We start from the raw sequence: 12,616 nt of genomic DNA on the forward strand, positions 1-12,616 counted from the left end.
CCGCACGAGCGCTCACGGAGACTTTCCAGCGCCAGCCGCTTGGCGCGGCGCCTCGGCGCTGCTATCTCCCGCGCATGAGCGAGCAACCCATCGACCACATCCGCAACTTTTCCATCGTCGCCCATATCGACCATGGCAAGTCGACGCTTGCCGACCGTCTCATCCAGACGACGGGGGCGCTGACGGACCGCGAGATGACCGAGCAGGTGCTCGACTCGATGGATATCGAGCGCGAGCGCGGCATCACCATCAAGGCCCAGACCGTGCGGCTGGAATATCCGGCCAAGGACGGCAAGACCTATATCCTGAACCTCATGGACACGCCCGGGCATGTGGACTTCGCCTATGAGGTCTCGCGCTCGCTCGCGGCCTGCGAGGGCTCGCTGCTCGTGGTCGATGCCTCGCAAGGGGTGGAGGCGCAGACGCTCGCCAATGTCTATCAGGCGATCGACGCCGGCCACGAGATCGTGCCGGTCTTGAACAAGATCGACCTGCCCGCCGCCGAGCCCGACCGCGTGAAGGAGCAGATCGAGGAGGTCATCGGCCTCGATGCCTCCGACGCCATCCCGATCTCGGCCAAGACAGGCCTCGGCATCGCGGACGTGCTCGAGGCGATCGTCACGCGCCTGCCGCCGCCGAAAGGCGACCGCAACGCGCCGCTCAAGGCGCTGCTCGTCGATTCCTGGTACGACGCCTATCTCGGCGTCGTCGTGCTCGTGCGCATCGTCGACGGCGTGCTGAAGAAGGGCATGTCCATCACGATGATGGGCACCGACGCCACCCACGGCGTCGACAAGATCGGCGTATTCCGCCCGAAGATGGTGGATGTGGCCGAGCTCGGCCCCGGCGAGGTCGGCTTCCTCACGGGCTCCATCAAGGAGGTGGCCGACACCGCCGTCGGCGACACCATCACCGAGGCGAAGCGCCCGACCGCCGCGGCGCTGCCCGGCTTCAAGCCCGTGCAGCCGGTGGTGTTCTGCGGGCTCTTTCCCGTCGATGCCGCCGATTTCGAGGCGCTGCGCGCCGCCATGGGGAGGCTCCGGCTCAACGACGCGAGCTTTTCCTACGAGATGGAAACGTCCGCTGCGCTCGGCTTCGGCTTCCGCTGCGGGTTTCTCGGACTGCTCCATCTCGAGATCATCCAGGAACGGCTGGAGCGCGAGTTCAACCTCGATCTCATCTCCACCGCGCCCTCGGTCATCTACCGCCTGAAGATGGCCGACGGCTCGAACATGGAACTGCACAACCCGGCCGACATGCCGGATGTGATGAAGATCGACGAGATCGAGGAGCCCTGGATCCGCGCCACGATCCTGACGCCGGACGACTATCTCGGCGCCGTCCTGAAGCTCTGCCAAGACCGGCGCGGCGAGCAGGTCGATCTCAACTATGTCGGCAAGCGCGCCATGGTCATCTACGACCTGCCGCTCAACGAGGTGGTGTTCGACTTCTACGACCGGCTGAAGTCCATCTCCAAGGGCTATGCCTCTTTCGATTACCAGATCACCGGCTATCGCCCCGGCGATCTCGTGAAGATGTCGATCCTCGTCAATGCCGAGCCGGTCGATGCGCTCTCCATGCTGGTGCACCGCGGCCGCGCCGAGATGCGGGGTCGCGCCATGTGCGAGAAATTGAAGGACCTCATCCCGCAGCACCTCTTCGTCATCCCGATCCAGGCGGCGATCGGCGGCAAGATCATCGCCCGCGAGACGGTGCGGGCGCTGCGCAAGGACGTGACGGCGAAATGCTACGGCGGCGACATCACCCGCAAGCGCAAGCTCCTCGACAAGCAGAAGGAGGGCAAGAAGCGCATGCGCCAGTTCGGCAAGGTCGAGATCCCGCAGGAGGCGTTTATTGCCGCGCTGAAGATGGATGGGTGAGTGTACTTGAGTAGAGTCTATGATTAAACGGCAGAGGAAAGTAAAAGCTGCGCAAAAACGGGTTCTAATTCGCCATGCGGGCGGAAAATGTGCAAACCCGGGGTGTGCAAACTGGCGAGTGCACCTGCATCACATAAAGCACTGGGCCGTCTATAAGAGCCATGAGTCCGCCGAGATGATCGCCGTGTGTCCCTCTTGTCACGACGCCATTCACCACGGAAGATTAACTATCACCGATGATGAGCTATACTCCTGGAAGGGAATACTTAGAGAGGGAGCGTTTAGGAATTCTCATATATACATTGAGCCTTCACGAGATATTAAACTGATTACCGGATCGATTAGTATAGCAACGACGAGCGATAGGTTGGCCGTATTCGAATTATCTGAAGCAAACAGGCTGAAATTTAAGGTTATCGACGGGGAGATACTGCATCTCACGTCGCATTTTTTGGATCTAAATGGAAGCGAAATTCTCCGAGTTATTGAGAATCATGTGCGAATGAAGCGAGACCCAGATGTCCGTGTTTGCCTTCGCGCAGGACGTGTCTTAGTAAGGGTTCCGTCTTTGGCGTCTTACATCCCTAGCTGGACACTTGAACAAGTGAGATTAGAAGAGCCGGCCTTTGCAAGCGATGGGTTCATTACTCTTTTCGATTTGACTGTGCTGCGACCCGGTGTTGTAAGGATCGAAGGTGTTTGGCCCTCAAACGATCGTTCAGTAATAATCACAAGAGATCGTATCATGTTTTGCGATAAAGGTAATGATCGACCGCTATCCATAATCGGCGCAGGTGAAGAAAGCCGCCTTGTATACAGCGGACCTGTAAACAGAAGCCTATTTGGCGTATGATAGACAACACGTAGGAACTGGGAGAACATGCCGTACGAACCTGGCACGCTCCGATCGGGATCCGCGGGACGAGCCCGCGGATGACGCCGGGGGAGTTGGGATGCCGGAGCTCCTGTGAAGAGCCCCCCTCACACCCGCCCCAAAGACAAAAAATACCCGATGGTGCCGAAGAGCCGGCCGCGGGCGTGGAGCGTCGCCACCTCGGCCGCCCAGGCCTCGCCTTCGGCGGCCGTCAACGCGCCGTCGCGCGCCGCATGCCGGCCGATGGCCGAAAAATAGGCCGCCGCGAGATCCTGCGGGAAGATGACAACCCGGGTCGCGATCTCGACCTCGAGCCCGAGATCGGCGAGGAAGCCGGCGAGCCGGCCGGGCAGGGCGCTCTGGGCAACTGCGGTGTCGGCCTCATAGGCCATCGCGCGGCGCACCACGCCCCGGTCGGCGAGATTGACGTCGAGGCTGCCGAAATCAGGCTCGATGAAGGAAAGCGTCGCGCCCGGCCGGGCGACGCGCCGCATCTCGGCGACGGCCCGCTCGGGCTCCTCCAGATAGATCAGCACGCGCTCGGCGCGTACATGGTCGAAGGAGGCCGCGGGATAGGGCAGGGCGTCGGCATCGGCGACGGCGAATGCGGCGGCGAGCCCCTGCGCGGCCGCGCGGCGCCTCGCCTCGGCAATGAAATCGGCGCTCTTGTCGAGGCCGGTGACCGGGTGGCCGGCGGCCGCAAAGCGCAGGGTCTCCAGGCCGAAGCCGCAGCCCACATCGAGCACGGTCGCACCGGGCGCGACCTGCGCCCGCTCGATCGCCTTCAGCTCTTGCATCTGCGCGATGGCGTCGAATTGGGTGAGCGCGGCGATATAAGTCTCGGTGTCCTGCACCTTGTCGAGCGCAGTGAAGGAATGGAGCGCGAGATCGGCCATGAGAGCCTCCACCGGGCAATGCCTTGCCGAGGCTAGGGCCTTGCCGGGTAGTGAGCAATGGCGGAGCGTGTGGGGCTGGCGCGTCGGCGCGCGCTCCGGTAATCCGAACGGCCATGAGCGTCGCCGAACGCATGCTTTCCCCAGCCCTCCCCATCGACGAGGCCTTGCCGGCCCTGACGACGCATTTGCGCGGCGGGCCGAATGCCGTGCTGGTCGCCCCGCCCGGCGCCGGCAAGACGACGCGCGTGCCGCTCGTCCTGCTCGGCGAGCCTTGGGTCGAGGGGCGGCGCATCATCCTGCTCGAACCGCGCCGGCTCGCCGCCCGTGGCGCTGCCCTGCGCATGGCCGAGACGCTTCGCGAGGAGCTCGGCGAGACGGTCGGCCTGCGCGTCCGGCTCGGCTCGAAGATCGGCCCCAAGACGCGCCTCGAGGTGGTCACCGAGGGCGTCTTCACGCGCATGATCCTCGATGATCCCGAGCTTTCCGGCATCGCCGCCGTGCTGTTCGACGAATTCCATGAGCGCTCGCTCGACGCCGATTTCGGGCTGGCGCTGGCGCTCGATGCGCAGGCGGGCCTCCGGCCGGATCTGCGCCTCCTCGTCATGTCCGCCACCCTCGACGGCGCGCGCGTCGCGCGTCTTCTCGGCGATGCGCCGGTGATCGAGAGCGAGGGCCGCGCCTATCCCGTCGAGACGCGCTATCTCGGCCGCGATCCGGGCCGGCGCATCGAGGACGAGGTTGCCGACGCGGTCATGCGCGCGCTCGCCGCCGAGCCCGGTTCCATCCTCGTTTTTCTCCCCGGCCAGGGCGAAATCCGCCGCGTCGAGATGCGGCTCGCCGAGCGCATCGGCGATCCCGCCGTGGAACTCGCGCCGCTCTACGGTGCGATGGAGCGTGCCGCGCAGGACAAGGCGGTGAAGCCCGCCGCGCCCGGGCGGCGAAAAGTGGTGCTCGCCACCTCGATCGCTGAGACGTCGCTGACGATCGAGGGCGTGCGGGTGGTGATCGATTCCGGGCTTGCCCGCGTGCCACGCTACGAGCCGGACATCGGCCTCACGCGGCTGGAGACCGTGCGCGTGTCGCGCGCCGCCGCCGACCAGCGCCGCGGCCGTGCCGGCCGCACCGAGCCCGGCGTCTGCTACCGGCTGTGGGAGGAGGCCGGCACCGGCGCCCTGCAGCCCTACGCCAAGCCGGAGATCTTGACCGCCGATCTCGCGCCGCTCCTCATCGCTTCCGCCGCCTGGGGCGTCGCCGAGCCGGAGCGCCTCGCCTTCCTCGATCCGCCGCCGAAACCGGCACTCACCGAGGCGCGACGCCTCCTCACCGATCTCGACGCGCTCGATGCCGACGGGCGCCTCACCGACACTGGCCGGCGCCTGCAAGCCCTGCCATTGCCGCCCAGGCTCGCGCGCATGGTGCTGGCGGCCGCCGAGCAGGGCGCGGCGGGCACGGCCGCGGATCTCGCGGCCCTCATGGTGGAGCGCGGTCTTGGCGGCGACGGCACGGATGCCGCCGAGCGGCTCGCGCGCTTCCGGCGCGATCCCGCGCCGCGCGCCCGCGACATGCGCCGGCTCGCCGAAGGCTGGGCCAAGGCCGCCGGCGGGCACGGCAAAGGCGCGTGGGCGGCGGATCCGGGGGCGCTCATCGCGCTCGCCTTTCCGGACCGTATCGCCAAGGCGCGCGGCAAGCCCGGCGAGTTCCTGATGGCCAATGGCCGCGCCGCGGCCCTCGATGCAGCCGACGGGCTCGCCCGCGCACCGTTCCTCGCGGTCGCCGAGATCGCCGGCGGCGGCGCCACCGCGCGCATCCTGCTCGCGGCGCCGCTGACGATCGAGGACATTCGCGCCGTCGCCGGCGCGCGCATCACGACGGCGCGGGAGGTCACCTTCGACGCCGCGGCGCGGGCGCTGAGAGCGCGCGAGGTCACGCGGCTCGGTGCCGTCGCGCTCGCCGAGCGGCCGCTGCCGGTGCCGGCTGATGAGGCCACCGCCGTCGTGCTGGCGCGCGGCATCGCCGGGTTGGGCATCGCGGGGTTGCCCTGGTCGAAAGCGCAGGCGCAGTGGCGCGAGCGCGTCCTGTTCCTGCGCCGGGCCGAGGGCCAGGCAGAGGACGCGGAGTGGCCCGATGTCTCGGACGAAGCGCTGGCGCGCGACGTCGAGGCCTGGCTCGCGCCCTATCTCCTCGGCAGGGCGGGGCTCGGCGCGGTCACCGCCGATGTGCTCGACCAGGCGCTGAAGGCGCTCGTTCCCTGGGAGCTGCAGCGGCGGCTCGATGCCGAGGCGCCCACCCATGTGGAGATGCCGACCGGCTCGCGCATTCCCGTCGATTACAGTGGCGAGGAGCCGTCCATCGCCGTGCGCGTGCAGGAACTCTTCGGGCTCGACAGGCACCCGGCGCTCGCCGGCGGCCGTGTGCCGCTGGTGCTGGAGCTGCTCTCGCCGGCGCACCGGCCTATCCAGGTTACCCGCGACCTGCCGGGCTTCTGGCGCGGCTCCTGGGGCGAGGTGCGCAGCGCCATGCGCGGGCGCTACCCCAAGCACCCCTGGCCGGAGAACCCGCTGGAAGCGCCCCCGACCACGCGCGCCAAGCCGCGCGGGATGTAATTCCGGTCGCTGCGGCCCTGCAAAGCTGCTTTTCGTCTGCCGTGCGGCGTTGCAGCAAGAAATAGCGAACATCCGCGCGATTTGCTGTAAGAGCGGCGCAAAGGACGACCATGCGAGGAGGCGACCATGAGCGTTGCAAGCCGCGACCGACGCATCACGACGCGGGACATCAACCAGCGCCGCACCGCCGGCTCGATCGTGGCGCTGACGGCCTATTCCATGCCGGTCGCCAAACTGATCGACGCCCATTGCGACCTGATTCTGGTCGGCGATTCGCTCGGGATGGTGCTCTACGGCATGGATTCGACGCTGGGCGTCACGCTCGACATGATGATCGCCCATGGCCGGGCGGTGGTGCGCGGCGCATCGCGTGCCTGCGTCATTGTCGACATGCCCTTCGGCAGCTACCAGGAATCGCGCGAGATCGCCTTCCGCAATGCCGCGCGCATCATGGCGGAGACCGGCTGCACGGGCGTGAAGGTCGAGGGCGGCGTGGAGATGGCCGATACCGTCGCCTTCCTGGTGGACCGTGGCATTCCAGTTCTCGGCCATGTGGGCTTGATGCCCCAGTCGGTGCACAGCCACGGCGGCTTCCGCGTGCAGGGACGGGATGAGGCTGCCGCTGTCCAGATCCGGCGCGATGCCGATGCCATCGCTCGGGCCGGCGCCTTCGCCGTCGTGCTCGAAGGGACGGTCGAGCCGGTCGCGCGCATCATTGCGACGGAGCTCTCAGCCCCGGTGATCGGCATCGGCGCCTCGCCGGCCTGCCAGGGCCAGATCCTCGTCACCGACGATATTCTCGGCCTCTATGGCGAGTTCACGCCGAAATTCGTGAAGCGTTATGCGGAGCTGGGGGCTGTCATCGGCGAGGCGGTCGCCCGCTATGCCGAGGAGGTGAGGGACGGTCGCTTTCCTGCCGAGGAGCATTGCTTCGGTGCCCAGGCGAAGGGCCGGTGATGACGCTCGCGAGCCTTCCCACGGTCGAGGCGTTGCGCGCTTTCGTTCGGGACTGCCGTGCCGCTGGCGACAAGGTGGCGCTGGTGCCGACCATGGGCGCGCTCCACGCCGGGCATCTTCAGCTCGTGAGCGTGGCGCGCCGGCATGCGCAGAGGGTGATCGTCTCGATCTTCGTCAATCCGACGCAGTTCGGGCCGAATGAAGATTTCACACGCTATCCGCGCGATACCGAGCGGGACCTCGCCAGGCTCATCGAAGCCGGGGCGGATGCCGTCTTCCTCCCGAGCGTCGAGGCGATGTATCCGGCGGGCTTTTCAACGACCGTGACGGTGGCTGGCGTCAGCGAGGGACTATGCGGCGCCTTCCGGCCCGGCCATTTCGCGGGTGTGGCGACGGTCGTCGCCAAGCTCCTGCTGCAGGCGCTGCCGGACGTCGCGCTTTTTGGTGAAAAAGACTACCAGCAGCTCAAGGTCATCGAGCGCATGGCGCGCGACCTCGACATTCCCGTCGCGATCGTCGGCGTGCCGACGGTCAGGGAGGCTGACGGCCTCGCCCTGTCCTCGCGCAACGCTTATCTCACGCCGGCCGAACGGCAGGAGGCGCCCCGCCTCGTCGCGGTGCTGCGCAACATCGCCGAGCGGCTCACGGCGGGCGAAGGCGCAGGCCCGCTTCTCGCGGCCGGCACGGCCGAACTTGCAGCAGCAGGTTTCGCGCCGGTGCAATATCTCGAGTTTCGCAATGCCGAGACACTCGCGCCTCTTGAGAGGGCGGACCGGCCCGGCCGCCTCCTGGTCGCCGCCTATCTCGGCCGCACGCGCTTGATCGACAATATCCCTGTCGAGCCGATTCGGAGCTGACGGCAGCGGACGTTCCGCCGTCAATTTCCCATGCGCTGTTTCCACATGCGCTCGCCGACCATGCATGTGGCGTGGCGTGGCGCCTGCTGCAGAGGATCGGGCCGTGGCTGCGCTTGGGTCAGGCGCAAAGGCCCGCGGTCGCCGTTCATGCGCGCGAGCAGGATGAGCGGGTCGGTGGTTTCCTCGGGCATCTCAGACCAGCCGTAGCGCTGGCGTGGCGCGCCGCCGAGATCGGCGATTTCGGTCACGATCTTGGTGCGAATGACGTCCGCAAACTGATTGGCGTCACGCACCTGGACCATGAAAGCGCCGACGCCGCCGATCACACAGTTACGGTAATAGGTGTCGAGGTCGGTGATGTCTGCATAGCCGGGCCGCTTCAGGAGGATGGGCAATCCATTGATGGTGATGCCCTGGGCGATCGCCTCATCGCGGGCGTCGGTCACCGCGCGGCCCTCGTTGTTCGGCCCGTCGCCCGATACGTCGATGACGCGCCGTATGGCTTTCACCCCGCTCTTGGGAAAGAGCGCGGCGGAAAAATCGATGCCCCCCGAAATCGATGTGCGGAAGGCCCGGCGGATCGGCGCTGCCGAGAGCTTTTCGACGAAGGCATCGGCGCTCTCCGGCCCCTCGATGACGGTCCAGGGCACGATCACATCCTGGCTGCGTTGGCCGGCCCATTCCACATAGGTCACGGCGATGCGGCCGATGGGGCCCTTGCTGATCGCCTCCAAGACCTCGCGCGAGCGCATGGCGTCGACATAGCCCTGCCGCTGCAGCTTCTGTTCGTCCTCGTCCATCGAGTAGGAAATATCGACGGCGAGAACCAGAGCGAGGTCCACCTCCTGCTCTGCGCCGAAAGCCGCCGGGGGCAAGAACGCGCCCGCGAGGGTCACCAGACAGCCCGCCACCAACACGCTGCCTAGCCGCAGCACTGCTTCCACGCGTGTCATACCCGCCCCCGAGGTTGTGTTGAGGCGAAAGAGTCAGCTTGCCATCAACACCAGGGAGCGCCAACAGGTTCCACGCACGTGATCACGGGCTTGTGTGCTGGCCCCTCGCCGCTGCGATGAGCGCAAGCGCGGCGGCGAAGACTTCGTCGACCGTGAGATTCGATGTGTCGAGAAGCCGCGCATCCGGCGCCGGCAGGAGTGGGGCCGTCGCACGCGAGCTGTCGCGCGCGTCGCGTGTCCGGATGTCGGCGAGAATTTGCGCCTCGTCAGCCGCCTCGCCCCGCATCGTCAATTCGCGTGCCCGTCGCCTGGCGCGCTCCTCGGGGCTCGCGGTAACGAACAGCTTCACATCTGCTTCGGGACAGATCACGGTGCCGATGTCGCGCCCGTCGAGCACCGCCCCGCCCGGGGATGCGGCAAATGAGCGCTGAAATTCAACGAGCGCGGCACGCACCGGCGGCAGCGCGGCGACCACGGAAGCAGCTTCGCCCATTGCACGCCCGCGCAGACGGTCGTCGTCCAGCGCCGTCGCGGTCAGTCCTTCGGCTGCACGCCTGGCGGCGGCCTCGTCGGTGAGATCCTGTCCGGCCTCCAGCAGGGAGAGCGCCACGGCGCGGTAGAGAAGCCCGGTGTCGAGATGGGGAAGGCCGAAATGTGCTGCGAGCCGTTTGCCCAGGGTGCCCTTGCCGGAAGCCGCCGGCCCGTCGATCGCCAGGATCATGGCGCTCACCCGATATCCGCCCCGAGTTGCCGCATCAACGGCACGAAAGTGGGGAAGCTCGTCGCGATCATCGCCGCGTCGTCGATCCCCATGCCCTCGGCGGCGCCCAGCCCGAGGACGAGGAAGGACATGGCGATGCGGTGGTCGAGATGGGTCGCAGCCGTGCCGCCCCCGCGCACCCGGCCGGTTCCCTGGCCGCCCGTGCCCTCGACGATGAGGTCGTCGCCTTCGATGCGATTGACCACGCCGGCCGCAGTGAGCCCGTCGGCGACAGCTGCCAGGCGATCCGATTCCTTCACACGCAGCTCGCCCAGCCCGCGCATGCGCGTCGCGCCCGCGGCGAAGGCGGCTGCGACGGCGAGAATGGGATATTCGTCGATCATCGAGGGCGCACGCTCGGCCGGCACGTCGACGCCCTTGAGCGACCCATAGCGCACGTGGAGATCGGCAACCTCCTCGCCGCCGGCCGACCGCCGGTCGAGGAGCCTCACGTCGGCCCCCATCTCCATCAGGGTCGTCAGGAGGCCCGTGCGTAGCGGATTGGTCATTACCCCCTCGAGCACGATGTCCGAGCCGGGTGCGATGAGCGCCGCGACCAGGGGGAAGGCGGCGGACGAGGGGTCGGCGGGAACGGCGACCGGCGCTGCCCGAAGCTCCGGCTGGCCGCGCAGCGTGATGCGCCGGCCGTGGCTGCCGGCCGGCTCCACGGTGACCTCTGCGCCGAAATGGCGCAGCATGCGCTCGGTATGGTCGCGCGAGGCTTCCTGCTCGATGACGGTCGTCTCGCCGGGCGCGTTGAGGCCGGCGAGCAGCACCGCGGATTTGATCTGCGCCGAAGGCACCGGCGTCTCATAAGTGATCGGGACCATCTCCGCCGGCCCCCGCAGGGTGATAGGGCAGCGGCCCCCTTCCGCCTCTGCGACGACCGTCGTGCCCATGGCGACGAGCGGATCGAGGATGCGGCGCATGGGCCTTTTGCGTAGGGAGGCGTCGCCGTCGAAGGTGGTGGTGATCGGATGTGACCCGGCCACCCCCATCATCAGCCGCGATCCGGTGCCGGCATTGCCGAAATCGAGCATTTCGGACGGCTCGACCAGCCCCCCGACACCCACGCCGTGAACCGTCCAGGCGCCCGGCCCGGTCTGCACGACGGAGGCGCCGAGCGCCCGCACGGCGGCTGCCGTGCGCAGCACGTCCTCGCCTTCGAGGAGCCCGGTGATACGCGTCTCCCCGACGCTGAGCAGGCCGAAGATCAGCGCGCGATGCGAAATCGACTTGTCGCCGGGAATGGCGATGCGGCCGTTGAGCCCGGCGGAGCGGCGGGCAGCGAGCGGAGATGGGTTCGAATGGGACGACACGGGCGGCACCGATTCAGCGATAGGTCAATGGATTGCGCGCGTCGGGCGCGGGCCGGATCTGCCTATCACGGGCGCAGGTGACCGTCACCCCAGGGCCGCAGGCGCGGCAAAGCCTTCGGTTGGGGCGGAGAATCTGCCCGCCGACTGCGATTTCGATTTGACAGGCCGCGGAGCCACGACTAACGGGAGCGCTCACCCCTTTCGGCGAGAGTGCGATACCGTGGCGAAACCCGAACTCGGCACCAAGCGCGTCTGCCCGACCACAGGCCGCAAATTCTACGACTTGAATAAGGATCCTATCGTCTCGCCTTATACCGGCGAGTCGTTTCCCCGCTCGATGTTCGAGCCTCAGGCGAAGGCCGCTGGCGGGCGGGCGCCGGCGGAGGACGAAGAGGACGTCGCCCCGGCGAGCGAGGCTGTCGAACTCGTGTCTCTCGACGAGGCGGACGAGGCCGACGCCACGAAGGTCCTGCCCGGCGACGAGGACATCGAGATCGAGGACGACATCGAAGAGGACGAGACCTTCCTGGCGGAGGACGAGGAATCCGACGACGATGTGAGCGATCTCATCGATGGCGACATTGCCGATGATGAAGAGACTTGAGAAAGCTCTTCGGACGTGATTATAGACACGGGCCGCTGATTTGGCGGCCCGGACGCAGCCGCCCCCAAACGGCTGACGGATGAGTGGGGCCATAGCTCAGTTGGGAGAGCGCTTGAATGGCATTCAAGAGGTCGGCGGTTCGATTCCGCCTGGCTCCACCAATCATCCAGATCCAATTCCATTTCCAAGTCTGCGGCTGCGAGGTCTCCGTGCTGATGGCGACATCGCCATCGCGACCTGACGCGCCTTTGGCCTGAACGTCTCCAGCTTCGCGTGAGTGTCGACGGGCTGCGCGTCCGCGTGCCGGACGACCTGCGGCCGATCCTCGGCAAAGGCGAGGTCCGTCGCTCGCTGCGCATGTCGGATGCCCTTGACGGCGCCCACCGGGCCGGCACGCAATTTGACGCCAGGTACAATGACTCAGTCAGACCTCAAAGGATCGTCTGTCGAGCGGCCTCAACCTTTCGCGCATTTCTTCGGCTGAGGGCTCCCTTACTTCAAAAGCGCGGTGGTTCTGTCGAGGGCGCTGGGGAAGCCTTTGAGGGAGACGGCGAGCTGGGTTTCCTTGCCGCGGTCGGCGATTGTCTTGATCTTCAGGCTGGAGCCCTTGCGCAGGAGCGGCAGGGTCTTGGCATCGAAGGCGAGGTCGACGATGCAGCCGCCGGGGAGGCAAGTGCGGAAGCGCAAGGGGGTGAGCGCCGGGCCGTCGTCGACCTGCAAGGCAACCCCCTTGTCGAGGTCGAGCCCGAAGGGCAGCACCAGCGTGCCCTCCACGGTCTGCTCGCGCGGCCGCAGCTCCACCGCCAGCACACGCTGGCCGGACTGGCCGGTGGTCTGCTGCTGGGCGAGCACGCAGACCTTGCCCGGCGCGCCGTTCTGGGTGACGAGCGCGCAGGAGACGGTCCAGTCGCCA

10 protein-coding genes, 1 tRNA gene and 1 pseudogene are annotated in these 12,616 nt (G+C 67.2%); 7 read left to right on the top strand and 5 right to left on the bottom strand.

The genetic code is table 11. The features are described from left to right. Positions 1-74 precede the first annotated feature (74 nt). Positions 75-1,880 (top strand): translation elongation factor 4, encoded by a 1,806-nt coding sequence (gene lepA, locus ACFQU1_RS04565; protein ID WP_378129666.1) that lies wholly within the window; start codon positions 75-77, stop codon positions 1,878-1,880. Positions 1,881-2,861: 981 nt separating this feature from the next. Here the strand turns inward: lepA and ACFQU1_RS04570 are convergent. Beyond that, entirely contained in the window at positions 2,862-3,650 is a 789-nt protein-coding gene (locus ACFQU1_RS04570) for a methyltransferase domain-containing protein (RefSeq protein ID WP_378129668.1), read from the bottom strand. Positions 3,651-3,763: 113 nt separating this feature from the next. On the opposite strand from ACFQU1_RS04570, the gene hrpB reads away from it, so the two are divergent. The 3 genes from hrpB to panC all read left to right on the top strand — a co-directional run bounded on the left by hrpB (position 3,764) and on the right by panC (position 8,067). Next, positions 3,764-6,253 (top strand): ATP-dependent helicase HrpB, encoded by a 2,490-nt coding sequence (hrpB, locus tag ACFQU1_RS04575; RefSeq protein WP_378129670.1) that lies wholly within the window; start codon positions 3,764-3,766, stop codon positions 6,251-6,253. 126 nt (positions 6,254-6,379) lie between these two features. After that, the gene (gene panB, locus ACFQU1_RS04580; RefSeq protein WP_378129672.1) at positions 6,380-7,210 is read left to right on the top strand and encodes a 3-methyl-2-oxobutanoate hydroxymethyltransferase; all 831 of its coding nucleotides are present in this window, start codon (positions 6,380-6,382) and stop codon (positions 7,208-7,210) included. Then, complete coding sequence (gene panC, locus ACFQU1_RS04585) at positions 7,210-8,067, top strand: pantoate--beta-alanine ligase (RefSeq protein ID WP_378129674.1); 858 nt, start codon at positions 7,210-7,212, stop codon at positions 8,065-8,067. Before panB ends, panC begins: the two co-directional genes overlap by 1 nt. Before the next feature lie 20 nt (positions 8,068-8,087). Here panC and ACFQU1_RS04590 read toward each other — a convergent pair whose 3' ends face one another. The 3 genes from ACFQU1_RS04590 to aroA all read right to left on the bottom strand — a co-directional run bounded on the left by ACFQU1_RS04590 (position 8,088) and on the right by aroA (position 11,099). Next, a complete protein-coding gene (locus tag ACFQU1_RS04590) occupies positions 8,088-9,020 on the bottom strand; it encodes a DUF1194 domain-containing protein (RefSeq protein ID WP_378129676.1) in 933 nt (310 codons plus the stop codon). Between the two features lie 82 nt (positions 9,021-9,102). Continuing rightward, complete coding sequence (cmk, locus tag ACFQU1_RS04595; RefSeq protein ID WP_378129780.1) at positions 9,103-9,741, bottom strand: (d)CMP kinase; 639 nt, start codon at positions 9,739-9,741, stop codon at positions 9,103-9,105. 5 nt (positions 9,742-9,746) lie between these two features. After that, positions 9,747-11,099, bottom strand: coding sequence for a 3-phosphoshikimate 1-carboxyvinyltransferase (gene aroA / locus ACFQU1_RS04600; RefSeq protein WP_378129678.1), 1,353 nt, complete (start codon positions 11,097-11,099; stop codon positions 9,747-9,749). Between the two features lie 220 nt (positions 11,100-11,319). On the opposite strand from aroA, the gene ACFQU1_RS04605 reads away from it, so the two are divergent. The 3 genes and pseudogenes from ACFQU1_RS04605 to ACFQU1_RS04615 all read left to right on the top strand — a co-directional run. Continuing rightward, on the top strand, positions 11,320-11,703 hold the full coding sequence (locus tag ACFQU1_RS04605) for a TIGR02300 family protein (protein WP_378129680.1): 384 nt from the start codon (positions 11,320-11,322) through the stop codon (positions 11,701-11,703). A gap of 85 nt (positions 11,704-11,788) precedes the next feature. Further along, a tRNA-Ala gene (locus ACFQU1_RS04610) sits at positions 11,789-11,864 on the top strand. A gap of 139 nt (positions 11,865-12,003) precedes the next feature. Beyond that, positions 12,004-12,087: pseudogene (locus ACFQU1_RS04615) on the top strand (hypothetical protein); the annotation flags it as partial. A gap of 108 nt (positions 12,088-12,195) precedes the next feature. Here the strand turns inward: ACFQU1_RS04615 and ACFQU1_RS04620 are convergent. Continuing rightward, a partial coding sequence (locus ACFQU1_RS04620) for an invasion associated locus B family protein (RefSeq protein ID WP_378129682.1) occupies positions 12,196-12,616 on the bottom strand: 421 nt, incomplete at its 5' end.

The organism is Chelatococcus sp. GCM10030263 (assembly GCF_042666455.1).
GTDB lineage: Bacteria > Pseudomonadota > Alphaproteobacteria > Rhizobiales > Beijerinckiaceae > Chelatococcus.